Origin of the sequence: Klebsiella sp. 2-CIP_Kleb. (genome assembly GCF_050378715.1) — a bacterium.
Lineage (GTDB): Bacteria > Pseudomonadota > Gammaproteobacteria > Enterobacterales > Enterobacteriaceae > Klebsiella > Klebsiella quasipneumoniae.
Genome location: NZ_JBNRLG010000003.1, coordinates 401,872 through 418,051, shown reverse-complemented (window position 1 = coordinate 418,051; position 16,180 = coordinate 401,872). Strand labels below are relative to the sequence as shown.

General features: G+C 60.2%; 14 protein-coding genes. 6 read left to right on the top strand and 8 right to left on the bottom strand.

What is annotated here, in order from left to right; translation table 11 throughout:
- Positions 1-43: 43 nt before the first annotated feature.
- The 3 genes from ACQUTP_RS14965 to ACQUTP_RS14955 all read right to left on the bottom strand — a co-directional run bounded on the left by ACQUTP_RS14965 (position 44) and on the right by ACQUTP_RS14955 (position 2,480).
- Positions 44-265 carry a hypothetical protein gene (locus ACQUTP_RS14965; protein ID WP_043521388.1) on the bottom strand — a complete coding sequence of 74 codons (222 nt, stop codon included), beginning with the start codon at positions 263-265 and terminating at the stop codon, positions 44-46.
- Positions 266-674: 409 nt separating this feature from the next.
- Entirely contained in the window at positions 675-1,475 is an 801-nt protein-coding gene (locus tag ACQUTP_RS14960) for a nucleotidyltransferase domain-containing protein (RefSeq protein WP_285756427.1), read from the bottom strand.
- 120 nt (positions 1,476-1,595) lie between these two features.
- Positions 1,596-2,480 carry a LysR family transcriptional regulator gene (locus tag ACQUTP_RS14955; RefSeq protein ID WP_285756426.1) on the bottom strand — a complete coding sequence of 295 codons (885 nt, stop codon included), beginning with the start codon at positions 2,478-2,480 and terminating at the stop codon, positions 1,596-1,598.
- Between the two features lie 211 nt (positions 2,481-2,691).
- Between ACQUTP_RS14955 and ACQUTP_RS14950 the strand changes: the two genes are divergently transcribed.
- Complete coding sequence (locus ACQUTP_RS14950) at positions 2,692-3,264, top strand: flavin reductase family protein (RefSeq protein ID WP_004205767.1); 573 nt, start codon at positions 2,692-2,694, stop codon at positions 3,262-3,264.
- A gap of 19 nt (positions 3,265-3,283) precedes the next feature.
- Here the strand turns inward: ACQUTP_RS14950 and ACQUTP_RS14945 are convergent, their stop codons facing one another.
- The gene (locus ACQUTP_RS14945) at positions 3,284-3,637 is read right to left on the bottom strand and encodes a helix-turn-helix domain-containing protein (RefSeq protein ID WP_004205765.1); all 354 of its coding nucleotides are present in this window, start codon (positions 3,635-3,637) and stop codon (positions 3,284-3,286) included.
- Positions 3,638-3,970: 333 nt separating this feature from the next.
- Between ACQUTP_RS14945 and oqxA the strand changes: the two genes are divergently transcribed.
- Both oqxA and oqxB read left to right on the top strand, forming a co-directional pair.
- Positions 3,971-5,146, top strand: a complete 1,176-nt coding sequence (gene oqxA / locus ACQUTP_RS14940; protein WP_148390354.1) for a multidrug efflux RND transporter periplasmic adaptor subunit OqxA — start codon at positions 3,971-3,973, stop codon at positions 5,144-5,146.
- Positions 5,147-5,169: 23 nt separating this feature from the next.
- Positions 5,170-8,322 (top strand): multidrug efflux RND transporter permease subunit OqxB, encoded by a 3,153-nt coding sequence (gene oqxB / locus ACQUTP_RS14935; protein ID WP_285756425.1) that lies wholly within the window; start codon positions 5,170-5,172, stop codon positions 8,320-8,322.
- A 68-nt stretch (positions 8,323-8,390) separates the two neighbouring features.
- Here oqxB and ACQUTP_RS14930 read toward each other — a convergent pair whose 3' ends face one another.
- From ACQUTP_RS14930 to ACQUTP_RS14915, 4 genes are all read right to left on the bottom strand, one after another.
- Positions 8,391-8,870: an RrF2 family transcriptional regulator gene (locus tag ACQUTP_RS14930; protein WP_004205761.1), complete on the bottom strand. Its 480-nt coding sequence runs from the start codon at positions 8,868-8,870 to the stop codon at positions 8,391-8,393.
- 274 nt (positions 8,871-9,144) lie between these two features.
- Positions 9,145-9,537, bottom strand: a complete 393-nt coding sequence (locus ACQUTP_RS14925) for a C-glycoside deglycosidase beta subunit domain-containing protein (RefSeq protein WP_043521384.1) — start codon at positions 9,535-9,537, stop codon at positions 9,145-9,147.
- Positions 9,538-9,548: 11 nt separating this feature from the next.
- A complete protein-coding gene (locus tag ACQUTP_RS14920; protein WP_023290705.1) occupies positions 9,549-10,562 on the bottom strand; it encodes a sugar phosphate isomerase/epimerase family protein in 1,014 nt (337 codons plus the stop codon).
- A gap of 20 nt (positions 10,563-10,582) precedes the next feature.
- On the bottom strand, positions 10,583-11,356 hold the full coding sequence (locus tag ACQUTP_RS14915) for a TIM barrel protein (protein ID WP_080841353.1): 774 nt from the start codon (positions 11,354-11,356) through the stop codon (positions 10,583-10,585).
- Between the two features lie 220 nt (positions 11,357-11,576).
- Between ACQUTP_RS14915 and ACQUTP_RS14910 the strand changes: the two genes are divergently transcribed.
- From ACQUTP_RS14910 to ACQUTP_RS14900, 3 genes are all read left to right on the top strand, one after another.
- Entirely contained in the window at positions 11,577-13,034 is a 1,458-nt protein-coding gene (locus ACQUTP_RS14910) for an MFS transporter (protein ID WP_285756424.1), read from the top strand.
- A gap of 127 nt (positions 13,035-13,161) precedes the next feature.
- Entirely contained in the window at positions 13,162-14,661 is a 1,500-nt protein-coding gene (locus tag ACQUTP_RS14905) for a GMC oxidoreductase (protein ID WP_428902405.1), read from the top strand.
- Between the two features lie 269 nt (positions 14,662-14,930).
- Positions 14,931-16,178 carry an MFS transporter gene (locus ACQUTP_RS14900; protein ID WP_096833922.1) on the top strand — a complete coding sequence of 416 codons (1,248 nt, stop codon included), beginning with the start codon at positions 14,931-14,933 and terminating at the stop codon, positions 16,176-16,178.
- Positions 16,179-16,180: the final 2 nt, after the last annotated feature.

The following is a 16,180-nucleotide window of genomic DNA, read 5'->3' as shown; positions in this document are numbered from 1 at the left end:
AAGACACCAGGGTCAGTAATTGCTGATAGCTTTTTGGACTAACTCATTGGGGGATTATCGTTGCCACGTTAAGTGCTGGCCTGATTGCAGAACGTTCCTTGCCCTGCGATGGCGTCACGGCGAGATCGCTTTTAGGCGTCATGCTGATATCACTTTGCGCAGTGCCGATTTTTTTGTTCAGCCAGCTTGCATCGGCATTGAGGCTTACAGCCGCTTTTTTATTGCCGATGTCGCTTTTGGCCTGTTCGGCGTGTCCTGGGCTCATTCGCTAGATACGCATATTCCATAGAAGAAATTGGCTCGCGTATAGGCCTGTGATGCAGTGGGTTCGTTTGTGGCTATTTCCTTCGGTGAGACGGTCGCCGGACCGCTAGCAATATATTTTGGGGGCAGCAATGTACTCTTAGTTTCAGCGATGGTGGTAGTCATCGCCACTATAGCTGCCAGTATGGTTCCTGCAATTAGGCTGCTGGATAACTCATCATAGATTAAGTCCCAAAAGGTACGGTGCATGAACTGGATAAACTCTGATCGTCTGGCTGTGCGGAACAAACCGGGCCAGGGGTCGTTTTAGCGTTACCAATTACCCGCCCCCCCTCTCAGGATAAGACCACCCACAACATCTCGCGCAACCCTTATACACTCCGGCCGCGTCCGCGGCCGGAGGGATAGATTTACCCCTTGTCAGAATACGCGTCCAGCATGGCAAGGACCGCCCGACGCGCCGCATCGTCTGCGATATTGTCAGGCAGCGCATCAGCCCGCAGGTTGACATAAGCGTCAGCAGCCCTTCGAATGGCAATCCCGACGGAGTGACGATCGTGTGTTGCCAGAGTGGAAGTCAGCAGGCCATCGGGATCAATGCCGAGGGCTTCTATTCGACGAACGCCGCGTTGCGGTAGATTGGCGCGACGAAACAGCATCGGTCCCAGCACTTGTTCCCGGAAGAAGGACAGCATCCCCAGCGCTTCGAAGAGTTCGCCCCTGCCCAGTTTAACCACGGCATAATGCAGCCAGATCCAGGCTCGGGACTCAAACCACTCCGGCGTCATGTTCGGCCAGTGCGCGCTAAATTTTGCCAGCTGCCGCTCGAGAGCATCGTTATCACGGGTAAATAGCACGGCAGGCTCCTCAACGCGCTGAGTGAGCATGTCCAGGGTGATAAATTTCAGATCGACATGCAGAAGTTCCGGGCCAAACAGGCAGATCAGCAGGCGAGGCTCACCGACGTGTTCCCCGGTGAAAGCATGTAGCAGATGGCCGAGGGTTCCGGCGAACGCCATACGCTGAGCCATGATTTCGTCATAATAGAGAGGGTCGACCACCACCACAAAATCCAGATCGGAGTATTGATCAAACCCGCCATGGATAAACGAGCCGCCGGCGAGAAGGGCGTGGATCCGCGAATCGGACTGTAATTTAAGCTTCAGTTGCTCTGCGAAACTTCTGTGTAAGTCGGGTAGCGTATTCAGCATGCTTTTTCCTGTTCACAAAAAAGACAAAGCATTACAGAATATCGAGTGATTGATCGGCAGACCAGATATTTCTGCAGGAACCCTGCGCTCCCTGGAGGGGCTCCCGAAACGATACTCCCCTCAAACCACCTCCCGCATCCACTCAGCAAACGCCCGCACGGCGGGAGAGAGAAAGCGCTGGTGCGGGTAGAGCAAAGTGACGGGTACCGGGGGCGGCTGCCAGTCCGCCAGCACTTCCACCAGCCTCCCCTCCTGCAGGTGGTCAGCAACGATATTCTCCGCCAGCTGCGCCAGCCCGAAGCCCGCCAGGCACATTTTTATATAAAGCCCCGTTTCATTCACCGCGGCGGTGCCGCTGACGGGTACAGAAAAAGTCTCGCCGTGGCGAAGGAAGCGGAACTCATCGGCCCGCCTCGCCTGGCCGGAGAAATAATGCACGGCCCGGTGCTGAGAGAGCGCCTCCGGTGATGGCGGCACGCCATATTCCCTGAGATAGTCCGGTGACCCGCAGGTGACCCAGCGAAAGCGGCCCAGAGGCCGGGCCACCAGGCTGGAGTTGTTCAGCTCTCCCGTGCGTATCACGCAGTCGACGCCTTCCTGAATGAGATCGACCGGCCGATCGCTGACGCCGATCATCAGGTAGATGTCAGGGTAGCGTCGGTAAAAGTCTTGCAGATGGGGCATGACGATGAAATGCGCGATGCCCGCGGGCATATCAACCCGCAGGCGCCCCTGAGGCCGCGCCACAGACTCGCTCAGGCTGGATTCGCTATGTTCGATGAGGGCGAGAATTTCCCGGCACTGCGCCAGATACTGCATCCCTTCCGGAGTCAGGCTCACCCGCCTTGTGGTCCGGTTCAGCAGCCGCACCTTCAGGTATTTCTCAAGGTTTTTAATGGTACTGGTGACAGTGGAGGCTGGCAGGGAAAGGGTTTTCGCGGCACGCACGAAGCTCCCTGCCTCCGCGACGCGCACAAACATCTGCATAGCCTGGATACGATCCACCTTCTTTCTCTCCTGTAGCGAGCAGCTTACCGACAGATGGCATGATTATTCGTTAATTATGAATAATGAAAACAATTTACGCACCTTTTTGCGCTTAATCGCCTGGCGTATCGTTGCACGGTGGATGACGAATGAAGGGTTGAAAATGACCATGACCTCAACAAATATCCATACAATCAACAAATTAAATAACACGTATAAAGGAAAAATCATGTCCGTTCAGGCTGTCGAATTACGTAAGGCCTATCGTTTATTGCAGGTCGGGTCCACCACCATGATTTCCGCAAAATATGATGGCGTCGAAAATGTCATGTCAGCCGCCTGGGTTGGGTTGGCAGGCGAGCGAAAAGTGGTGGCCTATATCGGCACCCAGGCCTTCACTCGTCAGCTGGTGGAAAAGAGCGGCTATTTCGTCGTGCAGATCCCCGTAGTCAGCCAGATGGCAACCGTCCTCTACGCTGGCGGGCGCAGCTATGCCGATGCGCCGGATAAAAACGACACCATCCCCTTCTTTTATCAGCCAGGGTTCGATCTCCCCCTTGTCGCAGGCTGCGCGGGCTGGCTGGTGTGCAAAGTGATGCCTTACCCGGACATCCAGCAACAGCACAATCTGTTTATGGGCGACATCGTCGCCGCCTGGAGCGATGACCGGGTATTCCGCAACGGACACTGGATCTTTGATGATGCACCGGACGAACTACGGACCGTTCACTATGTCGCAGGCGGGCAGTTCTATGCCATCGGCAAAGGCAGCAAATTCGATCATGGACCGGGTAAGGACTGACCCCCCCCGGTCATGAAGATTACTGACGAGATGTCTGCGCGGCAGAGCGGCTGATACTCCGGCGCCAGACGCCGGGCGCCTGGCCATACTGGCGCTTGAAGCTGCGGTTGAAGGACTGCTGGGAGTCAAAGCCGAGGGCGATCGCCACGTTGAGGATCGGCTCGTTGCTGTGGGCTAAGCGTTCAACCGATTTTTGCAGCTTTTGCGCCCGGATATACTCCCCGAGGGGGTGCCCGGTATGTTCTTTGAAGATCCGCTGCAGGTGCCACTTCGAATAGCCGGCTCGCCGGGCAACGGTATCAATATCCAGACGGCTATCAAGATGGTTGTCGATCCAGTCGATCAGATCCTGAATGATGGCGCCAGTGTTCATCATATTTCCCCCTCGCGGCCGGTTAAAAGCATCTTTAGCAGTTGCATTAAAAGGTGGCCTGGTTTTACACAAAATGCAAGTTTTATTGTTGCATTTAAAACCCTGCCAGGATCGCGCCTTTTTTCTCCGGTGAGGATCGCACATAAAGTGCAACAATTATTCTTGCACTTAGTTAAGCGCCTTCCTACAATCGCCGCGATAGTGTATTCGAAATTGTTACAATTTTGTGGCGATGATCGACACAAATGGCCTTAAGCCAGCCCGGACAAAGGAAGTGGCGCAGCCTCTCAGGCTGCGTCTTGCCCGGCGGCTACAATGACTGGAATAAAAATAATGAGCCTGCAAAAAACCTGGGGAAACATTCACCTGACCGCGCTCGGCGCGATGATGCTCTCCTTTCTGCTCGTCGGCTGCGACGACAGCGTCGCACAAAACGCCGCGCCGCCCGCGCCGGCCGTCAGCGCCGCTAAGGTGTTGGTGAAGTCGATCAGTCAGTGGGATAGTTTTAACGGTCGCATTGAAGCGGTGGAGAGCGTTCAGCTCCGCCCCCGCGTCTCGGGATATATTGATAAAGTGAATTATACCGACGGCCAGGAGGTGAAAAAGGGCCAGGTGCTGTTCACGATAGACGACAGAACCTATCGCGCCGCGCTGGAGCAGGCGCAGGCGACGCTGGCGAGAGCCAAAACGCAGGCCAGCCTGGCGCAAAGCGAGGCGAACCGCACCGATAAATTAGTGCATACCAACCTCGTCTCCCGTGAAGAGTGGGAGCAGCGTCGGTCAGCCGCGGTTCAGGCGCAGGCCGATATTCGCGCCGCGCAGGCGGCGGTGGATGCCGCGCAGCTTAACCTCGACTTCACCAAAGTGACTGCCCCTATCGACGGCCGCGCCAGCCGCGCGCTGATCACCAGCGGCAATCTTGTCACGGCGGGCGACACCGCCAGCGTGCTCACCACCCTGGTCTCGCAGAAGACGGTGTATGTCTACTTTGACGTCGACGAGTCAACCTACCTCCACTATCAGAATCTCGCCCGCCGCGGGCAAAGCGCCTCCAGCAATAATCAGGCGCTTCCGGTGGAGATTGGCCTGGTTGGCGAGGAGGGCTACCCCCATCAGGGAAAAGTGGATTTTCTCGATAATCAGTTAACGCCGAGCACCGGCACCATCCGCATGCGCGCCCTGCTGGATAACTCGCAGCGGCTGTTCACGCCGGGGCTGTTTGCCCGCGTGCGTCTTCCGGGCAGCGCGGCGTTCCAGGCTACGCTTATCGACGACAAAGCAGTGCTCACCGATCAGGACCGCAAATATGTCTATATCGTTGATAAAAATGGCAAAGCGCAGCGACGTGATATCACGCCGGGGCGGCTGGTCGACGGTTTACGCATCGTGAAGCAGGGTCTGAAGCCTGGGGATAGCGTCATCGTTGACGGCTTACAAAAAGTGTTTATGCCGGGTATGCCGGTTAACGCCAAAACCGTTGCCATGACCCCCAGCGCCGCCCTCAACTGATCCCTTATCAGAGAATCCAAGACATGGACTTTTCCCGCTTTTTTATCGACAGGCCCATTTTCGCCGCAGTGCTGTCGATTTTAATTTTTATCACCGGGTTAATCGCCATCCCGCTGCTGCCGGTGAGCGAATATCCTGACGTCGTGCCGCCCAGCGTGCAGGTGCGCGCGGAGTATCCCGGCGCCAACCCGAAAGTGATCGCCGAGACCGTGGCGACGCCGCTGGAGGAAGCGATCAACGGCGTTGAAAACATGATGTACATGAAATCGGTCGCCGGCTCCGACGGCGTGCTGGTGACCACCGTGACCTTCCGCCCGGGTACCGACCCGGATCAGGCGCAGGTTCAGGTGCAGAACCGGGTCGCGCAGGCCGAGGCGCGTCTGCCGGAGGATGTGCGCCGTCTGGGGATCACCACCCAGAAACAGTCCCCGACGCTGACCCTGGTGGTACATCTGTTTTCGCCTAACGGTAAGTACGACTCGCTGTATATGCGCAACTACGCCACGCTGAAGGTGAAGGATGAGCTGGCGCGCCTGCCCGGCGTCGGCCAGATCCAGATATTTGGCTCCGGCGAATACGCGATGCGCGTCTGGCTGGATCCCAACAAGGTGGCCGCCCGCGGTCTGACGGCCTCGGATGTGGTGACGGCGATGCAGGAGCAGAACGTCCAGGTCTCCGCCGGTCAGCTTGGCGCCGAGCCGCTGCCGCAGGAGAGCGACTTCCTGATCTCGATTAACGCCCAGGGCCGTCTGCATACCGAAGAAGAGTTTGGCAATATCATTCTGAAAACGGCGCAGGACGGCTCGCTGGTCCGCCTGCGCGACGTGGCGCGCATCGAGATGGGTTCCGGTAGCTATGCGCTGCGCTCCCAGCTCAACAATAAGGATGCGGTCGGGATCGGTATCTTCCAGTCCCCGGGGGCTAACGCCATCGATTTGTCGAACGCCGTGCGTGCCAAAATGGCCGAGCTGGCCACCCGCTTCCCGGAAGATATGAAGTGGGCGGCGCCGTACGACCCGACGGTTTTCGTCCGCGACTCCATCCGCGCGGTGGTGCAGACGCTGCTGGAGGCGGTCGTGCTGGTGGTACTGGTGGTGATCCTGTTCCTGCAGACCTGGCGCGCATCGATTATCCCGCTGATCGCGGTGCCGGTATCGGTGGTCGGTACCTTCAGCATTCTCTATCTGCTGGGCTTCTCGCTGAATACCCTGAGTCTGTTCGGGCTGGTACTGGCGATTGGTATCGTGGTGGATGACGCCATCGTGGTGGTGGAAAACGTCGAGCGCAATATCGAAGAGGGGCTTGCGCCGCTTGCCGCGGCGCATCAGGCGATGCGAGAGGTCTCCGGGCCGATTATCGCTATTGCGCTGGTGCTGTGCGCGGTGTTCGTGCCAATGGCGTTTCTCTCAGGCGTTACCGGTCAGTTCTACAAGCAGTTTGCGGTGACCATCGCCATCTCCACGGTGATCTCGGCCATCAACTCGCTGACGCTCTCCCCGGCGCTGGCGGCCCTGCTGTTAAAGCCGCACGGCGCGAAGAAAGACCTCCCTACCCGGCTGATCGATCGTCTGTTTGGCTGGATTTTCCGTCCGTTTAACCGCTTTTTCCTGCGCAGCTCGAACGGCTATCAGGGGCTGGTGAGTAAAACCCTCGGTCGCCGTGGCGCAGTGTTTGTGGTGTACCTGCTGCTGCTCTGCGCCGCAGGGGTGATGTTTAAAGTCGTTCCCGGCGGATTTATTCCCACCCAGGACAAACTGTACCTGATTGGCGGCGTGAAGATGCCGGAAGGTTCGTCGCTGGCGCGCACCGATGCGGTGATCCGCAAAATGAGCGAGATTGGGATGAATACCGAAGGGGTCGATTATGCGGTCGCCTTCCCCGGTCTTAATGCGCTGCAGTTCACCAACACGCCGAATACCGGGACGGTCTTTTTTGGCCTGAAACCGTTTGACCAGCGCAAACACTCGGCGGCGGAAATCAATGCGGAAATCAACGCTAAAATCGCGCAAATCCAGCAGGGCTTTGGCTTCTCCATCCTGCCGCCGCCGATTTTAGGACTGGGTCAGGGCTCCGGCTACTCCCTTTACATCCAGGATCGCAGTGGGCTGGGCTATGGCGCGCTGCAAAGCGCGGTGAATGCGATGTCCGGGACGATTATGCAGACGCCGGGGATGCACTTCCCGATCTCGACCTACCAGGCTAACGTGCCGCAGCTGGACGTGCAGGTCGATCGCGATAAGGCGAAAGCGCAGGGGGTATCGCTGACCGATCTGTTCGGCACGCTGCAGACCTATCTCGGCTCGTCTTATGTCAATGACTTTAACCAGTTCGGGCGTACCTGGCGCGTGATGGCCCAGGCTGACGGACCATACCGCGAGAGCGTGGAAGATATCGCCAATCTGCGCACCCGCAATAATCAGGGCGAAATGGTGCCGATCGGCAGTATGGTGAATATCAGTACCACCTACGGGCCGGATCCGGTGATCCGCTACAACGGTTATCCGGCGGCGGACCTGATTGGCGATGCCGATCCGCGCGTTCTCTCCTCCTCGCAGGCGATGACGCTGCTGGACGCCATGTCTAAACAGGTGCTGCCGAATGGGATGAATATTGAATGGACGGATCTCAGCTTCCAGCAGGCCACCCAGGGCAACACGGCGCTGATCGTCTTCCCGGTGGCGGTGCTGCTGGCGTTCCTCGTGCTGGCAGCGCTGTATGAAAGCTGGACCCTGCCGCTGGCGGTGATCCTTATCGTGCCGATGACGATGCTCTCCGCGCTATTTGGCGTCTGGCTGACCGGGGGCGATAACAACGTCTTCGTGCAGGTGGGGCTGGTGGTCCTGATGGGCCTGGCCTGTAAAAACGCCATTCTGATCGTCGAGTTTGCCCGCGAGCTGGAGATTCAGGGCAAAGGCATCATGGAGGCCGCGCTGGAGGCGTGCCGCCTGCGTCTGCGCCCGATTGTGATGACCTCCATCGCCTTTATCGCCGGGACCATTCCGCTGATCCTCGGCCACGGCGCAGGAGCGGAAGTTCGCGGCGTCACCGGGATCACGGTGTTCTCCGGGATGCTGGGGGTGACGCTGTTCGGTCTGTTCCTGACACCGGTGTTTTACGTGACGCTACGGAAACTGGTGACCCGCAGTAAGCCGGTCCAGGAGGATCTGCGCGCCTAGCCTGCAGCAGATAACAAAAAACCGCCTTCACAATTTGAAGGCGGTTTTTTTTCGTCACCAGAAAATGATTAATGCGCTTTTTTAAAGCGGGCGATCATTTCCGGTACCGGGTCGCAGCCGCTGGTATCGGCGTTTTTGAGCGCCTCCAGCGCGCTGGCCACGGTATGGCGAGCAAGGACGTTCAGCGAAGCCTGCTCCGCTTCGTCAGCGACCGATTTGAAGTACCAGCAGGCGTTGGCGCTGACCACGCAGCGGGCCGGGACCTCAGGACGCGACGCCCACAGTTTTTTATCTTCGATAACGGAAAGGTAGATATCACGCAGAGTGATTTTGTCCGCCGGGCGGCCAAGATGAATAGAGCCGTTGCGGCCAAGCGTGGAGACAATGATGCCGTCACGGGTGAGCGGAACCATTAATTTGCGGATAAAGCTCGGGTTGGCTTCCAGGCCGTAGGCCAGAATCGCACTCGTTGAACGTTCACCCATCTGCTCCGCCATTGCTACGCTGAGAACCATCTGCAAAGCTGTCGGGAAGCGGTAATCTAACATGGTTTTGTCCTGGGTTGCGGTGAATCTTGTTCTTTTTGGCACCGCAGAGGTGAGTAATCAATGAACAACAATATAACAAATACGGGAATTTTTTTGAAGCAATCTGCGGTTAGCCTGCGAAGTAAATTTTCTGATTTCGTCCGCAAAGACGGGCTGAGAAACCGCGCTCTTCCGTACCGGTTTTACTGAACGGCAATCTCCTCACCGTTTCCCAGTGGCTGCCCCCTGCGTTAAAGAAATCCGCTGCCATAACGGCAGCGGATCCTGCAGGGTGTTATGCCGTTAATTCCAGCTCGGTTTCAAAGGTGGTCACCGGCACAAACGGCAGATAGGAGATCCGCAGCCTCTCGGCCACCTTCAGGCGATGCCAGCCGGCCGGCAGGCCACCGGGTTTGAGCACCGTGATGATCGCCTTTTCACCGAAGTTCCACCGGTCGTCGTAGACGCTCTCCAGCTCGTCGAGCGTCCACTCCCGGCCGCGCAGCGCCAGGCGGATCGCCTGCCGCGGGATGGCTTCGCCGTTGAGGGTCACGGCGATATCTTCCACCATCGACAGACCCAGACCGCGGTAGTAAGGCAGACGGGCCAAAAAGCGCACGCCGATAACTTCTCCGTCGCGGGTGACGTTACTGAAACCTTCGCGGCAGATAATATGCTGATCAAACATGATAATGCTCCTTACTGGCCCAGCAGCGCCGGGGGTGGGGTTTCATCTAACAGGCGACAGAACATCAGCTGCTGGCGGCGGACCTGCTCCAGGCTGTCCACCTCCTGCGCGTCTTCCACCCAGCGGTTGCCTTCATACTCGGAGCACACATACCCCTCATAGCCGCCCTTCTGCAGCACGCGGAAGATCTCATCGTAGGGAATCGACCACTCGCTTATCTCATCGGTCATCTCATAGAATTTGGCATGAATGTTGTGGATCCGCGGCATAAAATCGAGCATCCGCTTCGGCTCGAACGCCGCGTTGTGGCGCAGCGTTTCCGCCATCGCCAGCTGCGGGCCCGGTCCCCATTTTTGCATCACATCCAGGATCACGTATTCGCTGAGCGTCCGCTCCTCATAGGCTTTCTCGATAAAATCCGCTGCCGCCTGTGGGCAACCGTTACGAATAAAGCGCTCTTTCCACACCCGCGGGAAGCGGGCTAAAAACATTCCCATATCCGGCAGGAAGCCCAGCGCCCGGGTATTGGCTTTTTCATAGGCTTCGGCATGACGAATAATCCACGGATGATCGAAATGCAGCGGGGCGTGCACTTCCAGCAGAATGGTGATCCCTTTGTCTTCCGCATACGGCGCCGCCGCCACCAGCACCTCCGGCGCCACGGAAACCAGAGAGCGGATAAAGCGCATGCCCAGCCGGGCGGCAAAATCGATGTCGTTTTGCACGCTGCGCACCTGCTCGTCAAACGGCATCGGCCGGTCTTTATAACGCTTATAGTCGAGCATAAAGTCATGGCACACCGGCACCGTGTCATGGCGCTGCATCAGACGGTGCCAGTCGGCGATCGCCGCCTCCGGCATGCCGCACTCCGGCCAGCCGGCGAAGGTCTGTTCGCCGACGACTTCAATGCCGCGGGCGCCGAACGCCGCGCAGTGACCGATCGCCTGATCGAGGGACATCTTGCCGAGATAGGTCTCATTCTGAAAACTGTACAGACTGACGCCGCGTTTTATTTTCTGAGTCATAAAAGTACCAGGTAAGTTGGTTAACAGGATAAGCCGGTCGCTTCGCGGGCGCGGGCCACCGAGGCCGCTGCGGGCAGCGACGGTTTATACTCCAGGCCAATGGCCCCGTTGTAGCCCAGGCGTTGCAGCCGGGCGATCACATTGGGCCACTCGCCGCTGCGCGGATCCGGTTCGTTACGATCCGGCGCCTGCGCTATCTGCACGTGCCCCACCCGATGCATTCTGCCGCCGAGCACCTCCTCCATCTCCTCTTCCATCACCATCGAGTGATAGACGTCAAACAGTAGCTGCAGCCGCGGGCTGTCGACCGCCTCGATAATGTCCAGCGCCAGCCGGGTGTCGTTTAAGAACATCCCCGGATGATCGATGCGGGTGTTGAGCGGCTCCAGCAGCAGAGTGACCCCGGCGGCTTCCGCCAGTGTCGCCGCCTGGCGCAGGATGTGGATCGCCTGCGCCTGCTGTTCGGCGATAGCCACCCCTTCGCGGCTGAAGCCGGAGGCCACCACCAGCGGCGGCGACCCCAGCTGGCGCGAGACCGCCAGGCTGTCGCTCACTGCCGCCAGAAACTGCTCATGCTCCGCCGGATCCACCAGGCTGCGCCGGGGCTCCACCACGAAGCTCGACAGCGTCACGCCGGTCTCCTCCAGCGCCTGCGCCAGCGCCGCCAGCGGTTTATCACGCCAGAGATGAAACTCAACATGGCTGAATCCCTGCGCTTTCGCTGCCCGGACCCGATCGCTGAAATCGGGATACTCTTCACGAAACAGCCATTCAATACATGCGGACAAATACATCCGACCCCCTTCTCTACTTGCCAGAACAAAACAAACAAAATTAGAATAAGAATTCTTATTCTGTTTCGAAGCGGCAGTGTGACGCCTTCCCTTCTGGCGTCGCGGTCAACAGCAGGATCCGACGCGGCATAACCAGAATGAGTGCTCTAATTCTAATCTCTGGTTGCTATAAATTGTCAACATCATTTAACAAGTTTTTAACCAAATCTGAAGGTACATCATGCTCAATAACGCTTCGGCGGCCACGGTTCAGGCGCCTCCCTATACCAGCGAGCGGCAGCGCACGCTGGCCACGCTGGTGGTTTCGATAGCGCTGGTGCTGGAGATCATCGACGTCTCGATCATTAATGTCGCCATCCCGGTGGTACAGCGGGATCTGCTCGCCAGCCCGCGGCAAATTGAATGGGTGGTCACCGGCTACCTGTTCTTTTTCTCCATTCTGCTGCTCACCGGCGGTCGGCTCGGCGATCTGTATGGCTACCGGCGGCTGTTTATCAGCGGCCTGCTGGCGTTTGGTGCCGCATCGGCCGGCTGCGGACTGGCCGCCAGCCCGGAGATGCTGGTGGCGATGCGTATTGCGCAGGGGGCCAGCGGGGCGATGATGGGCCCGCAAATTCTCTCCCTGATGCAGGTGCTGTATCGCCCGCACGAGCGTTTCCGGGTGATGAGTATTTTCGGCCTGCTCGGCGGCGCCGCCGGGATCCTCGGCCCGGTGCTCGGCGGGATCATCATCGAAAGCAATCTGTTCGGCCTCAGCTGGCGGCCGATCTTTTTGATCAACGTGCCGGTGATCGTTATCGCCGTCGCTCTCGCCTGGCGGGCGCTGCCGGCGGTGCGCAGCCCGGAGGCCAAAGGTATCGATCCGCTGGGAACCCTGCTGGCGGTGGTGGGCGGCGGCGCGCTGCTGCTCACCTTGATCGAAGGCCCCGCCCTGCGCTGGCCGCTATGGATGGCGCTGCCGCCGCTGCTGTCGCTCATCACGGTGTCACTCCTCTGGCGTCATCTGCTGGGCCGTGAACGCCGGGGCGGCACACTGCTGTTGCCCCCCGCGGTGCTGCGCGACCGCTTCTTTCGCGCCGGGATCGTCATCACCCTGCTCTATCAGCTGACCACCGCCTCGCTGCTGCTGGCCACCGCGCTGGTGCTGCAGAGCGGACTGGGCTTCAGCCCGTTCCATACCGCCCTGCTGCACATCCCCTTCGCCCTTGGGGCGATGTTTTCCATCGCCGTCGCCGGCCGCCGGCTATCGCCTCGTCTTGGGCGTAACGTGACGCTGGTCGGGGTGGCCGTGCAGATGAGCGGCCTGCTGCTGATGGGCTACGGGATCGCCACGGCGCCGGGGACGCTGGCGCTGAACGCGCTGGGTCTAGGCTTCGGCCTGTGCGGCTGTGGGATGGGGCTTATCTCCGCCCCGCTGCCGGCCTTTGCCATGGCGGCGATCCCGGTGGCCCACGCCGGCGCGGCGTCGGGATTATTTCGCACCGGCCAGCAGTTTGGCGCCGCCCTCGGCATGGCGACCCTCGGCGGCTTCTATCTGGCGCAAAGCGCCTCCGCGCCGGATGCCTGGCGCGGGGCCTTTATCACCCTGCTGACCCTTGGCGCCCTGATCCTGCTGGCGATTGCCGCCCTCAGCCGCCTGCTGCCCGCCTCAGTGCTTCCCCCGGCGGGTAAGCCATGACCTATCGCGTCCGGCAATGGCTGCTATCATGAGGAACCATTTATCAGGACGCACAAAGCTGTAGTACCTATTTTCTGTACACCTGCAACGGGCATGCGCCCGGAGAACAACAAAGGCATGGACTGATATGGATGAAAACATCGATGTACTGATCATTGGCAGCGGCCCGGTGGGCGCCACTTTCGCGCGGCGGATTGCCGATCGCCGCGCCGCGCGGATCCTGGTGGTGGAAGCCGGCGAAGCGCTGACGTCCGCGACCGGGGTTAATATCCGCAACCTGGCGCCAGCGCAGCGGGAAACGGCCTACGACCGCGCCCGGGCGTTTCCGCTGGCCGCCCTGCCGGAGAACCTGCCGGCAGACGCCCTGCAGGCACGGCCCGGCACCCACCTTCTCGACCCGGCGGCGCCCCACAGCGGCATGCCGGCCGCCGCGCTCTCCACTAACCTCGGCGGCATGGGCGTCCACTGGACCTGCGCCTGTCCGCGACCGGGCGGCAGCGAAGTCATTCCCTTCCTCGATCCGCGGGAGATGGTCGACGCCTGGGAGTCGGCTGAGCATTATCTGCAGGTGACCCGCGAAGGATTTCCGGCCACCGCCATCGGCCGGCAAATCGTCGATGCCCTTAATCAGCACTTCGCCAGCGACCGTCCGCCGGCGCGGCTGGCGCAGCCTATGCCGCTGGCCTGCGCCGCGACGCCGGAGGGCAAGCCGCGCTGGTCCGGCGTCGACGTGGTGCTTGGCGAGCTGGCGGAGGAAGAGACCCGCCGCCAGCGCGGGGTGGAGATCCGCACCGCCACCCTGTGCACGCGGATCCTCAGCGAGGACGGCGTCGCCCGCGGGGCGGAGCTGCGCGATCTGCGTACCGGCGAACAGTATGTGGTGACGGCCAAAGCGGTAGTGGTCGCCGCCGATGCGCTGCGTACGCCGCAGCTGCTGTACGCCTCGGGCATCCGTCCGCGGGCGCTGGGGCGCTGGCTCAACGATCAGCCGCAGGTGATCGCCCTGATTGAAGTGGACGCCCCGCCGGCCGCCGTCGCGCCGACCTCCCCGGTGCGCGACGGACGGGACAATGTCTCCGGCGTCACCTGGCTGCCGTTCCATGAGCCCGATTTTCCGTTCCACGGTCAGCTGATGCAGATGGATACTTCGCCGATCGCCTTTACCCAGCCGTCGGGTACCCCGGCGAAGCCGGTGGTGGGCCTGGGGTTGTTCCTCGCCAAGGAGCTGCGCGAGGAGGACCGGATCGTCTTCAGTGATGACACCGACGCCGTAGGGCTGCCGAAAATGCAGCTGAACTATCAGTTAACCGACGGCGATCGCCGCCGTTTACAGCAGGCGGTGGCGGTGACTGAACGCGTCGGCGCCGCGCTGGGCCGCGTGGCGCCCGGCGGGGAGGCCATTATCCTGCCGGCGGGCACCTCGCTGCATTACCAGGGAACCTGTCGCCTGGGGGACGCGAACGACGGCAACAGCGTGGCCGACCGCCACTCGCGGGTCTGGGGTTTTCACAATCTGTACGTCGGCGGCAACGGCACGATCCCCACCTCAACCGCCTGCAACCCGACGCTGACCAGCGTCGCGCTGGCGATCCTCGCCGCTGACGATATCGTGGCGCGCCTGCTGTAGCGCCTCTGGCTTACCGGGGCAAAAGCGGCCCCGGCTTCTCGCGAAAGGCGACATCGGTCGCCTTTTTATTGCCGCAAAATCCACATAAACCTCATGGTATTTTTGTTTGTGATGGATCACATACGTAATCACAATTTTTCCCCGCGCCGTTCCTGCTCCTACTCTTAAATCCGCGGCTATTCCCGCCGCCACCTGTATCCCTGACCTGCATACTAAAAAACCGCGCCGCCGCCAACGACAGGCGACCCGCGCGATAAAAGGAGAACGTCGTGAGCCATAGTCTGAATCCGCCCCACGCGCCGCAAGCCGGCGCGATCCAGGGCATCATCATCGCCCTGACCGCCTTTCTGCCCATCCTGGCGATCGTTTCCCTGGCGCCGGCGGTCCCGACGCTGATCCAGCACTTCGCCGGCGTGCCTTATGTCGAAACCCTGGTGCCGCTGATGCTTACCGCGCCCGGTCTGGTGATCGCCATCGCCGGGCCCTGCACCGGCTGGCTGGCGGATAAATTTGGCCGCCGCAAACTGCTGCTCAGCGCCACGCTGCTGTATGGCATCTGCGGCACAATGCCGCTGTACATCACCTCCCTGACCGGCATCTTTTGCAGCCGCCTCGGCGTCGGGCTGGCGGAGGCGGTGGTGTTGACCATCGCTAACACCATGCTGATTGATTACTTTGACGACAAACAGCGCCGCTTCTGGCTGACGGTACAGGGGGTGATTGGCCCTGCGCTGGCGGTGCTGGTGCTGGCCAGCTCCGGCTATCTGACCGCCCTGCGCTGGAACGGCGCCTTTATGATCTACTTTGTCGCCATCCTGCTGTTTCTGGCGATGTACTTCTGGATGTTCGAACCCGCTCAGGCGGCCCGTCCGCAGCACGCCGCCCAGGCGGTGCAGCATAATCCGTTTCCGTGGCCGCGAGTGATCGCCCTCAGCGTGCTCACCTTTGTCTGCGCCATCATTTATTACGTGTACACCATCAACGGCGCCAACGCCTTTCATACCCTGCAAAACGCCAGCCCGCAGCGTATTGGCCTGATTATGTCGCTGGTCAGCCTCGCCGTGCCGGTCGGTTCGCTGCTGTTCGGTCTGGTCTCCCGCCGCTATACGCCGGAGCGAGTGCTCGCCATCATGCTCTGCCTGATGGGGATCGGAATGCTGGTGGTGGGCGAATCGCGGACGCTGATCGCCATGGGGATCGGCTCCGCCATCCAGCAGCTGGGTGCCGGCATGGCGATTAATGCGATGATTTACTGGGTAGGGTCGTTGATTCCGCCCGCCTACTGTGGCCGGGCGATGGGCGCCTGGTCCGGGGCCTTCTTCGCGGGCATGTTCGTCAGCCCGATTATCGTCGGCGCGATCCGCCTGCGGGCCGGGAACGATGTGCTGAGCGCCTTCCTGACGCTCGGCATCGCGGCGCTGGTGCTGGCCGCCGCGATATTTCTTTATACCTTCTCCCGCCATAGCCAGCGCCTGCGTCAGCACAAGCAGGCCAGCGCCTGGCAGTTAGCGAAGTAAAA

Coding starts and splice junctions, on each gene's coding strand:
- ACQUTP_RS14965 (WP_043521388.1), bottom strand. CDS start 265: ATGAGCCCAGGACACGCCGAACAGGCCAAAAGCGACATCGGCAATAAA.
- ACQUTP_RS14960 (WP_285756427.1), bottom strand. CDS start 1,475: ATGCTGAATACGCTACCCGACTTACACAGAAGTTTCGCAGAGCAACTG.
- ACQUTP_RS14950 (WP_004205767.1), top strand. CDS start 2,692: ATGTCCGTTCAGGCTGTCGAATTACGTAAGGCCTATCGTTTATTGCAG.
- ACQUTP_RS14945 (WP_004205765.1), bottom strand. CDS start 3,637: ATGAACACTGGCGCCATCATTCAGGATCTGATCGACTGGATCGACAAC.
- oqxA (WP_148390354.1), top strand. CDS start 3,971: ATGAGCCTGCAAAAAACCTGGGGAAACATTCACCTGACCGCGCTCGGC.
- oqxB (WP_285756425.1), top strand. CDS start 5,170: ATGGACTTTTCCCGCTTTTTTATCGACAGGCCCATTTTCGCCGCAGTG.
- ACQUTP_RS14930 (WP_004205761.1), bottom strand. CDS start 8,870: ATGTTAGATTACCGCTTCCCGACAGCTTTGCAGATGGTTCTCAGCGTA.
- ACQUTP_RS14925 (WP_043521384.1), bottom strand. CDS start 9,537: ATGTTTGATCAGCATATTATCTGCCGCGAAGGTTTCAGTAACGTCACC.
- ACQUTP_RS14920 (WP_023290705.1), bottom strand. CDS start 10,562: ATGACTCAGAAAATAAAACGCGGCGTCAGTCTGTACAGTTTTCAGAAT.
- ACQUTP_RS14915 (WP_080841353.1), bottom strand. CDS start 11,356: ATGTATTTGTCCGCATGTATTGAATGGCTGTTTCGTGAAGAGTATCCC.
- ACQUTP_RS14910 (WP_285756424.1), top strand. CDS start 11,577: ATGCTCAATAACGCTTCGGCGGCCACGGTTCAGGCGCCTCCCTATACC.
- ACQUTP_RS14905 (WP_428902405.1), top strand. CDS start 13,162: ATGGATGAAAACATCGATGTACTGATCATTGGCAGCGGCCCGGTGGGC.